Consider the following 16,396-nt stretch of genomic DNA (forward strand, 5'->3'; position numbering starts at 1 on the left):
AGATTTGCATCCTCAAAAAAAATAAGAATGAATAACCATTTAAAAGGGGTGTTTTATGTTGGTATTGGTGCTGCAAGTTATGGAATACTCGCCACTTTTGTAAAGTTTGCCAATAACAATGGTTCGGGAACCGCTGGTCTTGCTTTTGCGCAATATTTCTTCGGAGTATTAGTACTGTCATTATTATCCTTTATATTTTCAAAAAAAAATACAGAATTAGTAGATAGGAAGGCATTAAAAAACGATAAGCTTAAACTGGTAGCTTTTGGTTCTTTCTTGGGGCTTACTAGCAGTTTTTATTATTTATCCATTCAGTATATTCCAGTTTCTGTAGGAATCATTCTTTTAATGCAAACCATTTGGATGGGTGTTGTGCTCGAGTTTTTTATGAATAGAAAACTAGTAACTCAAAAGAAAATAATTGGTGCCGGTGCAGTAATTATTGGAACATTGTTAGCCGCTAAAATATTTGAAGTAGATGCTGCTTTAAATCTTAAAGGATTGGTTTTTGGTTTACTTGCTGCAGTATGTTATACGGGAACATTATATGCAACGAGTAGTGTAGCATTAGAGCTTCCACTATTTACAAGGAGTAAGTATTTAATTTTTGGGGGTTTAATAGTCACTATACTATTTTGGAATGTTCAGATTATTTCTGATTTTGATTGGTGGGTGTTTTTAAAATGGGGTGCTTTTCTAGGTTTTTTTGGCACCATTTTACCTCCCATATTATTCAATAAGGGAATTCCTATAATCGGTACTGGTTTAGGAAGTATCATATCCGCGTTAGAAATCCCTATTTCCGTACTAAGTGCTTATTTAATCTTACACGAAGAGATCAGTCGTTTGCAATGGCTTGGGATTCTTATTATTCTAATATCAGTAGTTTTTATTAATGTAAAACCTAAGAAGAGGGTGTAATGTTGTTTTTTGTCTTCCATACTTTTAATGGGGCTATTGTTTACTTGCCAATATTTCCAATCCAAGTATAGGCAACCATCATCATAAAGATGATTAATTGCGTGAATAGTAATGTGGTAAATAAAGGACCGATAAAAGCTACAAGGATCATGGTACATCCGTAAGCAATTCCTAAGACTCTTGGTTTCTTTTTTTGAATTAATAAGGCTCCTGGTAGCGGAATTAAAGCGCAAATAAATGCGATGCCTAATGTTAGCCCATATTGAATACCAAAGGCATAGAATAAAGTGATAGAGATTAGGCCTAATAACGCTAATCCTCCGAAAACAAAACCGCTTATTTTTTCATTTTTATTGAGTAAGAACTTACCATATTTATCAAAATTAAGAATGGTATTAGAAAGTGGTTCCATGATCCATCCGCCAAGGGCAAATAGCAGGTAGGCTACAATTAACGGTATGGCTACATAAGATAAACCTGCGCTATCCAACAGGCTAACAGCTACTCTATAAGCAATATATAATCCTATAATAAATACCCATTGGTTTTTTGATGACTGTTTTGCCATCCAAAAAGAATATTTTAAATACCATCTGTAAATTGGATTTTTGCTTTTCAAGGCGGTTGTCATGCCTTCTCTAGCGTATTCAAAATTAGGATCAAACTGTAACGCTTGTCTAAAATGTTCTAGTGCTTTTTTATGATTTCCGTTTTCCAATTCTACCCAACCTACATTGGCGTGTGAGTAGCTGTCTTCTGGGTTGTCATATAAAATATCTTCAACCGTCTGGTCTGCTTCAGGGATTCTATTGAGTTTGGTGAGTATCTGTGCTCTGAGATTTAGGCAGTAGGCATTTTTAGCATCAATCTTTAAGCCTTCATTTACAGATTCTAAACCCTCTTCAAATTTTTTCTTTTGAAGTAATAAGCCGGCTTTAAGGCCAAAGAGATCTGCATCATAGGGGTTTATGGCAATAGCCATATCTATAAACTTACGAGATTCCGAAAAATTATCTTGTTGTAACTTGATTTTTGCTTTTAAATAAAAAACATTCGCATCGTTTGGGCTGTCGTGCAAAAGACTTTCTGCAATTGACTCTGCTTCGTCTAATTGTTTTTCGTTCAAATAACAAATAGCCAAATAAAACTTACTAGTTAAATCCTCGTGATCTTCGGTAATAGCTTTTTTAAAATAATCAATGGCATCTTTTATACGCCCTAATTCAAATAACTGAATCGCTCTATCTCTATGTACGGACTCCATTATTTTTTGATGTTTAAATAAGTCAATATTTCATCATATAGCCCTCCATCATTGGAGTATAAAGCATAGTTTTTTGCAGAGCTGAACCATTCTTTGGTGCTTGATTTCATTTTTTTAGCTGCCTTTAAAATATCTTTTGTAGACAAGGGTTTTGGGATACCGTCTTTGAAGGCTTCTTCTAATTTGCTCTCAATAGCAACATCTATAGTAGCTTTAATATCTGCACCAGAAAATTCTTTGGTAACTTTTGCTAAAGAAGAGTAATCGATGGTTTCTATCGGTTTATCTTTTAATTGAATTGTAAAAATCTCTTCCCTTGCTTCAACATCTGGTGGAGAAACAAAAATGATACGATCAAAACGACCAGGCCTTCTAAACGCAGGATCTAAGTACCATGGTGCATTGGTGGCGCCAATGACCAAAATACCGTCATTATCGGCATCTATGCCATCTAACTCTGCTAAAAACTGGTTGATTACCGTTCGTCCAGAATTTTTATTCATATCGTTCCTATTGGCACCTAAGGCGTCAATTTCATCAATAAATATAACACAGGGTGTGTTTTCTCGTGCCGTCTCAAATATTTCATGTAGGTTGCGTTCAGAGCTTCCTATCCACATATCAAGAATATCGTTGATCCCTACATTGATAAAGTTAGCGTTAATCTCTCCAGCTGTAGCTCGGGCTAAATGTGTTTTACCACATCCTGGAGGCCCGTAAAGTAAAATTCCGCCTCCTATTTTTTTCCCGTACGCTTTGTATAAATCTTTATGTTCAAGAGGTTTTATGATTTTCAGCGAAATTTCTTTTTTCACATTTTGCATACCTCCAATGTCCTTGAAGCTAACATCTGGCTTTTTCATAAAGGAAATAGCATCGTTATCTGCAAATTCATCATCGATATCATCAAACGATGATGTTGTTGTGATTTTTAGTTTCCGATCAAAATCTTCATTTAAATAGGAAGGATCTATTGTTAGGATATCTTTATAAGTGTCTTGTGCATCATTATAATTATACTGATTTAATTGGCAATAACACAGTAATTCTAGGTAAGTAATGTTATTAGAGTTTTTGGTAATTTCCTCTAAAAGCACTTCTGCTGCTGGTGTTTTTCCTTGCTTATAAAAGCAATTGGCCAATTCGTATTTGGCATCTTTATGTGTGCTATCTAAATCAATACACCCATAAAGTTGTTTCTCGGCATTATCAAAATCGCCATTTTGCATATACAATTTGGCAATTTGTAATTTTAAGGGAATATTATTTGGAGAAAAATTTAAGGCTTCTAGTAAACTTTCAAGCATGTATTTTAATTTTGACGTATAAAAATATCATTTTCAAACCCAATCCTTTGGATTTTTAAGCACATTTATCAATTTTTCTTCTTCACTACCCGCTTCTGGATGATGATCGTAAACCCATTGAACGTGTGGTGGTAAGCTCATAAGAATACTTTCAATGCGTCCATTCGTTTTTAAACCAAACAAAGTGCCTTTGTCGTGTACTAAGTTAAACTCTACATAACGACCACGACGAATCTCTTGCCAAGTACGTTGTTCTGAGGTATAGTGGGCATCTTTATGTTTTAAAACGATAGGTACATAAGCTTCTAGAAAACTGTTTCCTACTTCGCTTACAAAATTAAACCAATCTTGCATTTGCATTTCGTTAGTAGCTTTACAATAATCAAAAAAGAGTCCGCCTAAACCACGACCTTCATCTCTGTGTGTATTCCAAAAATATTCATCACATCTTTTTTTATATTTTGTGTAGAAGGTTGGATCATGTGCATCGCAAGCTTTTTTGCAAACAGAATGAAAATGAATGGCGTCTTCTTCAAAAAGATAGTAGGGCGTTAAATCTTGACCGCCACCAAACCATTGGTCTACGATGTTCCCTTCTTTGTCGTACATTTCAAAATACCGCCAATTTGCATGAACTGTTGGAACCATCGGGTTTTTGGGGTGGAGCACTAGACTTAAGCCACATGCGAAAAAATCAGCATCTTTAACTCCAAAATATTTTTGCATGCTTTCTGGTAAGGCCCCATGTACTCCAGAGATATTTACTCCGCCTTTTTCAAAAACAGCGCCATTTTCGATAACACGGGTTCTGCCACCGCCACCTTCTGGTCGTTCCCAAACATCTTCTTGAAACTTTACCGAACCATCTACTTCCTCTAACTGTGAGGTGATAGTGTCTTGTAATTCTTGGATATATGCGTAAAACTTATCTTTCATAATGTAATTCATAGAGCTCCATATCTAACGGAGTTTCGTTAGGCGGAGTATGTTCTTTGGGAAGTGTTTTAATCCATTTATAGTTACTGTTGGTCGCAACGGTTACACTGCCAATGTTCGTTCTGTGTGCTATAATTTGCAAGGTATTTAATCCTAATTCGCGATGTGCCCAATCAGAAATATACCGTACGGTTTTAGAAGTTATCCCTTTGCCTTCAAAGTTATAATCAATACAGTAGGCCAATTCTGCTAGCTTTAGGGCTTTATCAATTTTTTTAACATAGACCAAACCAATAATAGTTCTATTTTCTTTTTCCTTTAACGTAAAAAGAAATTCTGTTTTAGCATTCCACTGCTTTACTTTTTGATTAACAAATAGTTCTGAAAGATTTGGCGTTAAATTTAGCTCAAGTGTTTTTGGAAAATATCTTTTTAATCGTTCTGCATTTGCTATAGAAAAATTGCAAAGCCGCCAAGAATCTTTGAGGGTAATTGGTTCTATGGTGCAAATATCGCTTTCAAACATGTTTAATTAAAAATTTAAATAAAGTATATTATCTTGTTGTAATTTAGGATATTATGTCTTTTTTTATTTTTAGGTCCACTTCCTCGCTTTTAATTATACCGACTGTTTTAATTGAGGCTGCTGTTACGGAAAGAGGCAGTACTAAAATGATTCCGATAACGGGAATAAATAAGAATAGCATGAAAATTATACCATTGCCAATTGCTGCTCCTCTATTTTTCCGAACAAAATTAATACTGTCTTTATAATTAAAATGTCGTTCTAAGGTGTAATCCATACTTCCAAAGCCGGCATAGTAGGCTTGTAATAGAAACAATGCGATGGCCGAGAATATGTTTACTACTGGAATCAGTTTCAATAACAGTAGCGGAAGGGTGTATAAAAGCTCCTTTCCAAGATTCCGGACATTGAGTCTAATTCCACGCCATAATTGTTCGTTAAAGGAGGTTTTCTTGTGATCGTGACTTTCAATACCTGTTAAGTGCGCTTCAATTTTTTCTGAAACAGGACTCATAAAAGGTGCAGATAGTGCCATTACGATATGCTTGTACAGAATGAACCCAATAACCAGAATAATAAGTCCGCTAAATAATGTAGATAAAGAAGTAAATGTTTCTTTACCAAAATCCCAAACCCATAATGTTGCAATAAATTCACCAAAACTGCTAGACAGACTCCATGCTGCAACTCCAATGAGGGCGGCTGTGATGAGACTAATAATCATGGGAATAAAAAAGAATTTCCAAAGCTTAAGCTCTTTCATTAGCTTAAACGTTCCTGAATACGATTTTATACCTAGTAGTATATTTTTAAACATATGCTTGGTCTTTATGGGTCAAGGTTATAAATAAAACACTTAGAAGCTTGAAATAGTATATTAGCTTTTGTATTCTTTTACGGCATCTATAAATGCTTTTGCATTTTCTACAGGTACGTTAGGCAAAATACCATGACCAAGATTTACAATGTATTTATCTTTTCCAAATTCATTGATCATCTGTGTGACCATTCTTTTTATGTCTGCAGGCGGAGATAATAAACGCGCAGGATCAAAATTCCCTTGTAATGTAATGTTTCCACCAGTTAAGTAACGTGCGTTTCTAGCAGAGCAAGTCCAATCAACACCTAAAGCTGCTGCACCAGATTTTGCCATATCACCTAAAGCAAACCAGCATCCTTTACCAAAAACAATCACCGGTGTTTCCTCTTTTAAGGCATCTATAATTTGCTGAATATAATTCCAAGAGAACTCCGTATAATCTGTAGGTGAAAGCATTCCTCCCCAGGAATCAAATATTTGTACTGCATTTACGCCAGCTTTAACTTTAGCTTTTAAATAAGCAATTGTTGTGTCTGTAATTTTTTGCAATAACTGATGGGCGGCTAAAGGTTGCATAAAACAGAACTCTTTTGCTTTATCAAAATTCTTACTTCCTTGCCCTTGTACGCAATAGCATAAAATAGTCCACGGAGAGCCTGCAAACCCAATTAGAGGCACTTCATCATTCAATTTCTCTTTCGTGGCTTTAATTGCCTTCATTACATAGTCTAGCGCTACATCTACATTAGGAACTATAACGGCATCTACATCTTTCTGGGTGCGAATAGGGTTTGGAAGATAAGGTCCAAAATCTGGTTTCATTTGGACTTCTATATTCATTGCTTGTGGTATCACTAAAATATCAGAAAACAATATAGCAGCATCCATTCCGTATCTGCGAATTGGTTGTACAGTAATTTCAGAAGCTAATTCTGGAGTTTGGCATCTTGTAAAGAAATCATACTCTTTTTTAATTTCCATAAATTCTGGTAAATACCTACCAGCTTGGCGCATCATCCATACGGGTGGGCGTTCTACTGTTTCTCCTTTTAATGCACGTAAGAATAAATCGTTTTTTATCATTTTGTAAGCTATTTTTTGTTAAATTTTTTCCAGTGGTTTTAATAGTATAACCATTGGTATGTTTTATTTTAATAGGCGCTTTATGTTTTTGTCTTTACCAAAAACTACTAGGATATCGCCTTCCTGTAATATGGTACTCGGGTCTGGTGTTCCTAATACGTCTTTCTTAATATAGATACTTCCTAAGATATTTTTCTTTTTTTGTTTTCTAATGATGGTGATAATATTTAATTCATAGTTTTCTCTAAATTTAGATTCCAAAATAGAGACACCGATTAGATCTTTTGGAAGTTCAATTTCTGAAACCAAATGATCTTCATCCACCTCAAAATTATCAATACTCCCATCTAAATTAATAGTTTTTGTAAATTTTTCAGCAAACTCTCGTTCTGGATGTATAATTTGGTCTACACCCATTGCTTGAAGAATGGTGTCTTCAATAGGGGATGAGGCCCGCGCAATTATTTTTGCTTTGGTTAATTTTTTTATAATAGCGGTACTTATAATAGCTGTACCGTTTCTATCTCCAATGGCTATAATTACTAGATCTGTATTTTTAAGGGGTAGCGAATTATAAACCAATTCCTTTTTAGCATCAAAAGCTACCGCATGAGCAACTTGATCTTTTATTTGAGTAATTTTTTCGGGATCAATATCTACCGCAATCACTTCATTATTTGTATTTGATAGATTGATGGCAGCTGCCATTCCAAAATTCCCAAGTCCAATTACTATTATTTTCATGCGAGCTATTTTGGTTAATTTATTAATATATTTTCTTCAGGATAACTATAATCAGCCTGGTTCACATTTTTCAAGAGCCCAATCATTAAGTTTAAAAGTCCTATTCTGCCCAAAAACATGAGCATAATAAGGATAATTTTGCTGGCGCCTGATAATGACGATGTGATCCCCATGGAAACCCCAACTGTGCTAAAGGCAGAAAAAACTTCGAATGCAATCTGAATTAGAGAAAATTCTGGATTAAATATGAGCAAAAATAATATTCCTGATCCAATACTGGCTAATGAAATAGCCATAATTGCAAATGCTCTTCGCACCGATTGTGCTGCAATTCTTCGAGTACCTATTTCAATATAAGTTTGATCTTTGGCGACAAAAAATACGTTGAGCGTTGCGATGGCAAAAGTGGTTGTTTTTATACCACCACCTGTAGAGGCTGGCGATGCACCAATCCACATTAGAAAAATCATAAATAAAATACCAGGAATGCTAAAATGGGCATAGTCTACAGTATTAAAACCTGCAGTTCTTGCAGTTACAGATGAAAATAATGAGGTTGTAATTTTTCCAAACCAAGTGGTATGTTCTATTAAGTTTGTGTGTTGTTCAGATATTAAGAAAAACCCGGTTCCTGCAACTATTAAAATTAGTGACGTGTACAGGACAATTTTAGTATTCAATAGAATAATTCTTGAAATAAATATTTTATTTTTCGACCGAAATAGGTTCGTAATAAAACGTTTTAGGTATTGTATGATGTTATATGCGATATGATAACCTAATCCTCCAAAAATAATAAGTCCCATAACCACCCATTGCAAATAATAGTTAAATCTAAGATTGATATCGTTCAACCCCATAGATTCTAATGAGAAGCCTGCGTTACAATAGGCAGATATGGCATGAAATACAGAAAAGAATATCTGGTTTGGTATTTTTTCTACTTCTGGTAATGAGGTGTAAATTAATACAGCACCTAAGAATTCAATAAATAAAGAAAATGCAACAACCTGCATTACCCTTTTCATGATACCCCCAAGTTCATCGTTATTCCCCATAATATCTTTCATATAGAGGCTTTCTCTAAAAGATGATCCTGTTTTAAAAAAATAAGCAAAAAATGAGGTAAATGTGAGCATTCCCAATCCGCCTAGCTGAAAAAGAAACATCAGTATGGTTTGGCCGAACGAGGTAAAATCTTTCGCTGTGTCAACTACGATTAAACCGGTGACCGATGTTGCGCTCGTTGCAGTAAATAGTGCGTTTATAAATGAAATTCCATGAGTAGTAGAGGCGGGTAACATCAGCAAAAAGGTACCGCCTAGAGCTATAATAGCAAAACTTCCTACAAATAGAATAGCAGGGTTAAAGTAAATGGCATATATTTTTCGAACTAAGAAAGAAACGCGAATAAAAAAGTAGATTAAAAGCCCATATTCTATAACGTACCTAACATTAAAGAAACTATCAAATAAGGAATATTCAAAATCGCTTATGATCGTAATAATCTCTACAATAACTAAGATAGAAAGGTAATATAGATTTATTTTGGGGCTAATGCTAGATACACGTTGCCTTTTGAAGAGTCTGTATTTGTAGAGGTTAAATAGAATTAAGGCTAATACTAGTGTGGGCAGTACAATTAGTTTATACTGTCTTAAATCTTGATAGTCTTTAAAACCAAAGTCGTAAATTAAAAAGATTACCAAGCCAAGATCTAAAAATAGAACGGCAAGGCTAGATAATCTAACTTTATTCCACATGTTAAACAGTATAAAATTACTGGTAGTCTTTATTGACTAGGTCAATAACAGACTCTAAGGTAGGCATTTTTGAAATATGAACTTTTGAAAAATGTTTTTTAGCTTCGGCCGCCGTAGTATCACCAATACAATACGCAACAACATCTGTTGTATTTTCTTGAAGGTAGCTTTCTATAGTAGAAGGACTGTAGAACAGTACGCCTTTTATAGATGCATCTACTTTCATTGGCGATTTTTTGGTGCTATACGCTTCAATTTCTGTAAGTTCAATTTTATGATCTGCTAAAATAGTTGGTAAATCGTCTAGACGTAAGTTGCTACAGAAATAAGTTGCTGTGGTTCCTTCTATGTTGTCTACAAGGTAATCTGCCAATTCTTTAGCGCTATTTTCAAAATGAGTTACCTTCCCGATACGTTTTTCTATTAAACGTTTGGTTTTGCGACCTACGCAATAGATATTTTCAAATTTAAGTTCGTCAGGATTAATGCTAGCTATAAGTGCTTCAACGGCATTTTTGCTAGTAATAATAACATTTTTGTGGCTTGCTTTAAGCTTTAACCTTGGAATTCTATTTAGGCTTATTTGAATAAAGTCTTCTGAGGCTACCGTGATATCAGTAGTAAAACGTTCTACTTGTTCTGTAGTTAGTTTTTTGGTAGAAAATACTTCTGGGTTTTTTGTTACCCCTGCAATTTGACTCATGAGTAGCTTTCCGCCGCGACTAAAAACACGTTCTACGCAGGCTTCTGCTAGATTCTCATGTTTGCCGAGCTTCGAAGTGAATTCAACTTCAATTCTTTTCTTACCATCTACGCTAAGTAAAACTCCTTTTAAACTTATATTGGTGTCTTTAATTATCGCTAAGGCTCCGATGGGAGCAGTACAGCCACCTTCTAAAAGGTTTAAAAATTTGCGTTCAAGAGTGGTGCAAATTTCAGTTTCTTTATGGTTCAGTTCAGCACAAGCATTTCTTGAAAATTCGTCATCTTCTAGCGCAACGACAACTACTGCGCCTTGAGCAGGAGCAGGTACCATCCATGTTAACCCAATGGTGTTTTCAAATTCTAAACCAACGCGCTCTAAACCTGCGGCGGCAAAAATAGCAGCATTCCAATCGTTATTTTCTAGTTTTTCTGCTCTTGTATGAACGTTTCCACGTAAATCTACAACCTCATGGGTTGGGTATCTATTAAGCCATTGCGCTTTTCTTCGCAAACTACCTGTTGCAATAACAGCTTCTTTTTGGCTAAGAAATTCTTCATTATTCTTAAAAGCAAGAATATCCATGTAATTGCCACGTTTTAACACGGCAGCTTGTACAATACCTTTGGGTAAAACCGTTGGTACATCTTTCATGGAATGTACGGCAATATCAATTTCGCCTTTAAGCATGGCGATATCAAGGGTTTTGGTAAATACACCGGTAATGCCTAACTCATGAAGAGGTTTGTCTAAAACCAAATCACCCATAGACTTAACAGGTACTAATACCGATTGGTATCCTTGTTCCTTTAATTGTTTTTGTACAGTTTTTGCTTGCCATAGTGCCAGTTCACTATCACGTGTTCCAATGCGGATTATCTTACTCATTTACTTTCTACTTCTAATTGAAACACTTTTTGAATTAATGCTAAACTATTATCAGCATCAATATCATCGCCTTTTAAGTGATTTGCGAATTGTTTGGTTATTTTTTGAATGATGCGTTCAGAGACAATATCTGCTTGAACGGAATTAAAATCTGATAGCTTTTTACTTTGAAAGTTGAGTTCTTCATCTTTCATTATTTTAAGCTTCTTTTTTAATGCTTTTATTACGGGTGCAAATTTTCTGGTTTCTAGCCATTGAATAAATTCATCTTTTATTTGCTCAATAATGGCTTCAGCTTCAGGAATAAATTGCTTTCTTTTTTCTAAAGTTTCATCCGTCATTTGTGAAAGATGATCTAGATGAATTAAGGTTACGTTCGGCAACTCTGTAACATCATCGGCAACATTTTTCGGGATGGATAAATCTAAAATTAATAAAGGTTTTTTAGTGTATATTAATTCCTTAGAAATTGTGGGTGTTTGTGCACCTGTAGCTACAATCAATACATCAGTATTTCTGATTTCTGTTTGTAAATCTCCGTAATCTTTTACAATTAAGTTAAATTTTCCAGCTACCTTCTCTGCCTTATCTTTAGTTCTATTGATAAGTGTTATATGAGAATTAGCCGTATGCTTAATTAAATTTTCACAAGTGTTTCTTCCAATTTTTCCTGTTCCGAATAATAAAATATTCTTGTTCGAAATTTCAGGTACATTTTTCATAATGTACTGAACAGAAGCAAAAGAAACCGAAGTTGCGCCAGAAGAAATCTCTGTTTCGTTCTTTATTTTTTTACTTGCTTGAATGACAGAATTGCACAAGCGTTCTATAAATGGATTGGCAATTTCTCGTTTTTTAGAGCGATTAAAACTTTGACGTAATTGACTAATGATTTCAAAATCGCCAAGAATCTGACTATCTAATCCTGTGCCTACTTTAAATAAATGACTAATAGCGTCATTGTTTTTATAGACATAAGCTACTTCTTGAAATTCTTCAACAGTACCTAAAGTGTTGTCGCAAAGTAATTTTATAAGTTGAAAGGGATGTTGTGCAAAACCATATAATTCGGTTCTATTACAAGTTGACGTGACCAATAAGCCATCAATACCTTGGCTCTTAGCTTCAACCAACAAACTATCTATAGATGATTCGTTTAAACTGAACTTACCGCGAATTTCAGCATCTGCCTTTTTGTAATTTAGACCTATGGTGTAAAACGAGTTGTGTTTCGAAATATGATAATCTTTCATGAATTCTTTGCAATCGTGAGCAAAAGTACTCCCATGGTTTTGATAAAAGTAACGCTAGCGGAACAAATAGTGTCGTTTCAAGATTTTTAGAACCTTTTTCGATATTTATTCTACTATTTAGCTTATTTTTATAGGGAATATAAGACTACAACAGTATTAATTTAGAAGTATTCTAAATTGATGATAAAGATAATTTATACAGGTATGGATGAAATAAATGACGCTCAAGGTTCATTTGAAGAGGTGTTGATTGATGAAGGTTTTTTTGCACTAAAAATTCAGAATGATGGTGTTGATACTCAAAAAGTTAGCAAGGAAATAGACAGTTCGTTCATTCAATTTCATTTTTGTTTAAAGGGCAGTGCTAAGTTTATTTTTAATGATGGTCGGTATGCCTTAGAAGTGCCAGAGGAGAATTCATTGCTGTTGTATAACACTCAAGTAGACCTTCCGCTTAATCTTGAACTGAGTCCTAATTCATGGATGGTTTCTGTTGTGATGACTATTCGTAAATTTCATTCCTTATTTTCCAAAGAAGCGGATTACATCCCTTTTTTGAATAAAGACAATAAGGATAAGAAGTATTATAGTCAAGAAGGTTTTAGTCCTGCAATTGCTGTTATCTTAAGTCAGATGATGAATTATAACTTGCATCCTTCTATAAAAGAACTTTATATAAAAGGGAAAGTTTACGAGCTTATCTCTTTGTATTTTAATAAGAGTACAGATGCAGATTTAGAGCAGTGTCCTTTTTTGGTTGATGAAGATAATGTGCGAAGAATTCGTAAGGCAAAGGAAATTATTATTGCTAGAATGGCAGAGCCACCTACTTTAAATGAACTTTCTGATGAAATAGGTTTACCGCTGAAAAAATTAAAAGAGGGATTTAAGCAAATTTATGGCGATTCTGTTTTTAGTTTTCTTTTTGATTACAAAATGGAATATGCACGTAAAATGTTAGAAAGCGGCCAACATAACGTAAATGAAGTAGGTCTTAAAGTGGGGTACAGTACCTCTAGTCACTTTATAGCTGCTTTTAAGAAGAAATACGGCACTACCCCCAAAAAATATTTAATGTCATTAGCAGGATAAACACAATTTTGCTCGTTTTTGGGACATTAGTTATAGTCTTATCAGGTATAAATACCGATATTTAGATCTCATTAAATACACATATTATGAAATCCGTTTTTTCAGGAATCTTATCTTTGTTTGCATTAGTACTATTAAATTCTTGTGTCACGACAAAAGCTGTCGATCAGCAAGTGGTGCTAAATCATCCAGAGCCCTTAAAAATTTCAACATCTAAATTAGTGATTTTGAATCCTAAAGTTTTGGTTTTTACTAAAACAGCAGGGTATAGGCATGGTTCTATTGAAAAAGGAGTGGAAACAATTAGAGAACTTGGTTCAGAGAATAATTTTGAAGTTGTTGAAACGAGTGATTCATTACAATTTAATGCTGCAAATCTTAAAAAATACCAATTGGTTATATTTTTAAGTACTACTGGCGATGTTTTAGGAGATGAACAACAGGTCGCTTTTGAGAATTATATTAAGAGTGGCGGAAGTTACTTGGGTATCCATGCCGCTACCGATACGGAATATGAATGGCCTTGGTATGGAGAATTAGTAGGAGCCTATTTTTTAAACCATCCAAAACAGCAACAAGCAACTTTAGATATTATCAATGGAAATCACGCAGCTACAAAACATTTAGAGAGCACTTGGAGCCATTTTGATGAGTGGTACAATTTCAAAAATATTAATCCCGATATGAATGTATTGCTTAAGCTAGATGAAACGAGTTATGAAGGTGGTAAAAATGGAGATAATCATCCTATTGCCTGGTTTCATGAATTTGATGGCGGTAGAGCTTTTTATACCGGTTTAGGTCACGCCGATGCTGCTTTTGATGATGCTAATTTTAGACAACACGTATTGGGTGGAATAGAATGGTGCTTAAAGCGATAAGGCTTTAAGTATTTACTACAATGTATAAATTCGGTATACTGGTTTTTTAATTGGTATGCCGAATTTTATTTTTCAGGAAGATTTATAATTGTGTTTTGGGTTAAATAATTAAAAAGAGCAAACAGTTATTCGTTTAAATGAGATTAATAATGTGCCAGGTTGCTTTATTTTAATTGACCCGAACAACCATAATCCCAGTATTGTTTTTAATCCCTTTTAAATAATCTGCTAAAGGCTTTTCAGATACTTTAACCGCTCCAGAAGTAGAAGCGTGTAATAAGTGAATGCGACCATCTTTTTCTCTGGTGGCAATACCCGTATGTGTTATATCTAATCCTTTGATGGAAGTAGTAAGCGCTATAATATCTCCGGATTGTATTAAATGCTCATTAGCCGCAATAGTGTTCTTTTCTAAAATGCAAAACTCCTGATTGTTTAAATACTGTTCAGAAGCTTGTATCTCTTTTAGGTTTGCATCGTTATCTTTTAAATAAGGATACAAATCTCGATGTGTGCTCATGAAATTAATCTCCTTTTGTATAGGAGTTCCGCCAATTTCAGCAGTTATATCCGTTACCAATCCCTTAAACTGATTGTTTGCTATCCATTCTGTAAAGTAATGTAAACGTGAGGAGTAACCGTTTAGTGATCCATTTTTATACCGAATGGTCTCAAGGGCTTTGGTGAAGGCGTCAAAACTTGTGCTATCACTTCTCTTTAAGAGCGAAAAGGTTAAAACATTTTCAACAAAGGTGGTACAATCTAAGCCTTCTAAATTCACCACTAAGGATTCTGTGGTTCCAATTTCCAATGTTTTTGAAACATACGGAGTTCCTAGAAATGTTTTCCCAATGGCCACAAGGGTATTGCCTATTTCTGATTTCTCTAGCGTTTTTATTTCCTTAATTTTGGCTTCAAATGCTTTCCTGTTCTGAGGGGAACAGGTTATTTGTTGTGCAAAACTCAGGTTTGCAAATAGTAGTGTTACAAGGTATATTAACTTCATAGTTTGTGCTGATTTATTCAAAATAATTGTTCAACATTACCGATGCAGAAGCGTATTTGTTTCTTATTGTCCTTAACAACCTCAATTGCTTTTGTTTTCCTTCTTGTTTCATACATTAAAAACAATCCACCTGTTAAAACTCCTAATAGTGTGAAAATATCTCCACTCTCTTTAACTGCTTCTAGTTTCAAATTTATCATTTTACTTAACTTGATCTAAGATAAAAGTATCATCTATATTCGTAATTAGGTATGTCTTTAGTGCTGTAGAATATTTCGCAAAATTTTCAATGGCTACGATATTCGGTTTGTCCTGAATAATTATTTCTGCTTGAGCAAGGATGTCCTTAATTTGTCTTGAAACAGGTCTCATTCCTGTAAGTTAAGATAACATGATGGCTTTTATTTGTTTTACAATATCTAAATGGCCAAGACCAAATTCTTTCCATGCCAACCCGATCTCTTTCATGTCAAAATGCTTTACAATACTACCGTAAGTCATTTTCTTACCGTCCACTTCAGGATACCCGATAATATAGATGCTATCAGCCAATTCTACAGCCAGTTCTATGTCGTGTGTAGAGTAAATGATGGTATTGTATTCATGGCTTTCTGTAATTAATTTAAATGCTTTTTTTACATCTTCAATATTGCCTACATCCAAACCAGAAAAAGGCTCGTCTAAAACCATGTAATGTCCTGATGAAAAGATCTGTTCTATAATCGCGGTCCTTTGGCGTTGTCCACCAGAAAGTTCACAAGGGTATTGATCCTTTGCTTTTTCAAGGCCCCATTCTTTTAAATACGTTAGAATTTTCTCGTTTTTAGCTTCCTTGGGCATTTCCTTCTTCCGAAGCGCAAATAACAGTGCTTCATAAACCGTTTTGTTTCTAAATAGGGTATACTTTTGGTCTACAAATCCTATATCTCCTTCGTGAACCTCTTTAGCATCGTTTTCAGCATTTTCAGTTGCTGTATCGGCTATTAATACTTTCCCTGATGTAGGCTTTACTAAGCCTGTTAAGGCTTTAAAGAAGGTAGATTTTCCTGTTCCAGATCGTCCAACTACGGCAATTACTTGGCCGGTAACTTCACCGGTTCTAATGGTGTCCTTTTCTACAAGATTAATATCCTTTATGATTGTCTTATCACCATAAGCAACACTTAGGTTTTCAACGTAGAGTAATGTATTTTCACTGCTGTAATTCAT

17 protein-coding genes are annotated in these 16,396 nt (G+C 34.6%); 3 read left to right on the forward strand and 14 right to left on the reverse strand.

What is annotated here, in order from left to right:
- Nucleotides 1-27: 27 nt before the first annotated feature.
- Nucleotides 28-921, forward strand: coding sequence for a DMT family transporter (locus tag GQR94_RS08955; RefSeq protein ID WP_158975174.1), 894 nt, complete (start codon nucleotides 28-30; stop codon nucleotides 919-921).
- Nucleotides 922-961: 40 nt separating this feature from the next.
- Here GQR94_RS08955 and GQR94_RS08960 read toward each other — a convergent pair whose 3' ends face one another.
- The 10 genes from GQR94_RS08960 to hemA form a co-directional block, all read right to left on the reverse strand.
- Nucleotides 962-2,185: a tetratricopeptide repeat protein gene (locus tag GQR94_RS08960; protein WP_158975175.1), complete on the reverse strand. Its 1,224-nt coding sequence runs from the start codon at nucleotides 2,183-2,185 to the stop codon at nucleotides 962-964.
- Nucleotides 2,185-3,492 carry an ATP-binding protein gene (locus GQR94_RS08965; protein ID WP_158975176.1) on the reverse strand — a complete coding sequence of 436 codons (1,308 nt, stop codon included), beginning with the start codon at nucleotides 3,490-3,492 and terminating at the stop codon, nucleotides 2,185-2,187. Before GQR94_RS08965 ends, GQR94_RS08960 begins: the two co-directional genes overlap by 1 nt.
- Nucleotides 3,493-3,525: 33 nt before the next feature.
- Nucleotides 3,526-4,428: an oxygen-dependent coproporphyrinogen oxidase gene (gene hemF, locus GQR94_RS08970; RefSeq protein WP_158975177.1), complete on the reverse strand. Its 903-nt coding sequence runs from the start codon at nucleotides 4,426-4,428 to the stop codon at nucleotides 3,526-3,528.
- Nucleotides 4,418-4,954 (reverse strand): GNAT family N-acetyltransferase, encoded by a 537-nt coding sequence (locus GQR94_RS08975; RefSeq protein WP_158975178.1) that lies wholly within the window; start codon nucleotides 4,952-4,954, stop codon nucleotides 4,418-4,420. The genes hemF and GQR94_RS08975 overlap by 11 nt, the downstream gene beginning before the upstream one ends.
- 43 nt (nucleotides 4,955-4,997) lie before the next feature.
- Nucleotides 4,998-5,771, reverse strand: a complete 774-nt coding sequence (locus tag GQR94_RS08980; RefSeq protein ID WP_158975179.1) for an EI24 domain-containing protein — start codon at nucleotides 5,769-5,771, stop codon at nucleotides 4,998-5,000.
- Nucleotides 5,772-5,831: 60 nt separating this feature from the next.
- On the reverse strand, nucleotides 5,832-6,857 hold the full coding sequence (gene hemE, locus GQR94_RS08985) for a uroporphyrinogen decarboxylase (protein WP_158975180.1): 1,026 nt from the start codon (nucleotides 6,855-6,857) through the stop codon (nucleotides 5,832-5,834).
- A 63-nt stretch (nucleotides 6,858-6,920) separates the two neighbouring features.
- Nucleotides 6,921-7,628 carry a TrkA family potassium uptake protein gene (locus tag GQR94_RS08990; RefSeq protein WP_370458295.1) on the reverse strand — a complete coding sequence of 236 codons (708 nt, stop codon included), beginning with the start codon at nucleotides 7,626-7,628 and terminating at the stop codon, nucleotides 6,921-6,923.
- On the reverse strand, nucleotides 7,616-9,364 hold the full coding sequence (locus GQR94_RS08995) for a TrkH family potassium uptake protein (protein WP_158975182.1): 1,749 nt from the start codon (nucleotides 9,362-9,364) through the stop codon (nucleotides 7,616-7,618). Before GQR94_RS08995 ends, GQR94_RS08990 begins: the two co-directional genes overlap by 13 nt.
- 16 nt (nucleotides 9,365-9,380) lie before the next feature.
- Entirely contained in the window at nucleotides 9,381-10,955 is a 1,575-nt protein-coding gene (gene hemC, locus GQR94_RS09000) for a hydroxymethylbilane synthase (protein WP_158975183.1), read from the reverse strand.
- Entirely contained in the window at nucleotides 10,952-12,208 is a 1,257-nt protein-coding gene (gene hemA, locus GQR94_RS09005; RefSeq protein ID WP_158975184.1) for a glutamyl-tRNA reductase, read from the reverse strand. The genes hemC and hemA overlap by 4 nt, the downstream gene beginning before the upstream one ends.
- A 180-nt stretch (nucleotides 12,209-12,388) precedes the next feature.
- Here hemA and GQR94_RS09010 point away from each other — a divergent pair, with 180 nt between their 5' ends.
- Both GQR94_RS09010 and GQR94_RS09015 read left to right on the forward strand, forming a co-directional pair.
- A complete protein-coding gene (locus tag GQR94_RS09010; RefSeq protein WP_370458287.1) occupies nucleotides 12,389-13,300 on the forward strand; it encodes a helix-turn-helix transcriptional regulator in 912 nt (303 codons plus the stop codon).
- Nucleotides 13,301-13,386: 86 nt separating this feature from the next.
- Nucleotides 13,387-14,181, forward strand: a complete 795-nt coding sequence (locus GQR94_RS09015; RefSeq protein WP_158975185.1) for a ThuA domain-containing protein — start codon at nucleotides 13,387-13,389, stop codon at nucleotides 14,179-14,181.
- 169 nt (nucleotides 14,182-14,350) lie between these two features.
- Here the strand turns inward: GQR94_RS09015 and GQR94_RS09020 are convergent, their stop codons facing one another.
- The 4 genes from GQR94_RS09020 to GQR94_RS09035 are packed head-to-tail and all read right to left on the reverse strand — an operon-like array spanning nucleotide 14,351 to nucleotide 16,396.
- Nucleotides 14,351-15,187: an N-acetylmuramoyl-L-alanine amidase-like domain-containing protein gene (locus tag GQR94_RS09020; protein ID WP_158975186.1), complete on the reverse strand. Its 837-nt coding sequence runs from the start codon at nucleotides 15,185-15,187 to the stop codon at nucleotides 14,351-14,353.
- A gap of 17 nt (nucleotides 15,188-15,204) precedes the next feature.
- A complete protein-coding gene (locus GQR94_RS09025) occupies nucleotides 15,205-15,378 on the reverse strand; it encodes a hypothetical protein (protein WP_158975187.1) in 174 nt (57 codons plus the stop codon).
- Nucleotides 15,379-15,388: 10 nt separating this feature from the next.
- On the reverse strand, nucleotides 15,389-15,559 hold the full coding sequence (locus GQR94_RS09030; RefSeq protein WP_158975188.1) for a hypothetical protein: 171 nt from the start codon (nucleotides 15,557-15,559) through the stop codon (nucleotides 15,389-15,391).
- 9 nt (nucleotides 15,560-15,568) lie between these two features.
- Nucleotides 15,569-16,396: an ATP-binding cassette domain-containing protein gene (locus GQR94_RS09035; protein ID WP_158975189.1), complete on the reverse strand. Its 828-nt coding sequence runs from the start codon at nucleotides 16,394-16,396 to the stop codon at nucleotides 15,569-15,571.

The organism is Cellulophaga sp. L1A9, assembly GCF_009797025.1.
Classification (GTDB): Bacteria; Bacteroidota; Bacteroidia; order Flavobacteriales; family Flavobacteriaceae; genus Cellulophaga.

What these genes read in the sequence shown, in the direction of transcription:
- GQR94_RS08955 (WP_158975174.1), top strand. Translation starts at nt 28, where the DNA reads ATGAATAACCATTTAAAAGGGGTGTTTTATGTTGGTATTGGTGCTGCA.
- GQR94_RS08960 (WP_158975175.1), bottom strand. Translation starts at nt 2,185, where the DNA reads ATGGAGTCCGTACATAGAGATAGAGCGATTCAGTTATTTGAATTAGGG.
- GQR94_RS08965 (WP_158975176.1), bottom strand. Translation starts at nt 3,492, where the DNA reads ATGCTTGAAAGTTTACTAGAAGCCTTAAATTTTTCTCCAAATAATATT.
- hemF (WP_158975177.1), bottom strand. Translation starts at nt 4,428, where the DNA reads ATGAAAGATAAGTTTTACGCATATATCCAAGAATTACAAGACACTATC.
- GQR94_RS08975 (WP_158975178.1), bottom strand. Translation starts at nt 4,954, where the DNA reads ATGTTTGAAAGCGATATTTGCACCATAGAACCAATTACCCTCAAAGAT.
- GQR94_RS08980 (WP_158975179.1), bottom strand. Translation starts at nt 5,771, where the DNA reads ATGTTTAAAAATATACTACTAGGTATAAAATCGTATTCAGGAACGTTT.
- hemE (WP_158975180.1), bottom strand. Translation starts at nt 6,857, where the DNA reads ATGATAAAAAACGATTTATTCTTACGTGCATTAAAAGGAGAAACAGTA.
- GQR94_RS08995 (WP_158975182.1), bottom strand. Translation starts at nt 9,364, where the DNA reads ATGTGGAATAAAGTTAGATTATCTAGCCTTGCCGTTCTATTTTTAGAT.
- hemC (WP_158975183.1), bottom strand. Translation starts at nt 10,955, where the DNA reads ATGAGTAAGATAATCCGCATTGGAACACGTGATAGTGAACTGGCACTA.
- hemA (WP_158975184.1), bottom strand. Translation starts at nt 12,208, where the DNA reads ATGAAAGATTATCATATTTCGAAACACAACTCGTTTTACACCATAGGT.
- GQR94_RS09010 (WP_370458287.1), top strand. Translation starts at nt 12,389, where the DNA reads ATGATAAAGATAATTTATACAGGTATGGATGAAATAAATGACGCTCAA.
- GQR94_RS09015 (WP_158975185.1), top strand. Translation starts at nt 13,387, where the DNA reads ATGAAATCCGTTTTTTCAGGAATCTTATCTTTGTTTGCATTAGTACTA.
- GQR94_RS09020 (WP_158975186.1), bottom strand. Translation starts at nt 15,187, where the DNA reads ATGAAGTTAATATACCTTGTAACACTACTATTTGCAAACCTGAGTTTT.
- GQR94_RS09030 (WP_158975188.1), bottom strand. Translation starts at nt 15,559, where the DNA reads ATGAGACCTGTTTCAAGACAAATTAAGGACATCCTTGCTCAAGCAGAA.
- GQR94_RS09035 (WP_158975189.1), bottom strand. Translation starts at nt 16,396, where the DNA reads ATGAATTACAGCAGTGAAAATACATTACTCTACGTTGAAAACCTAAGT.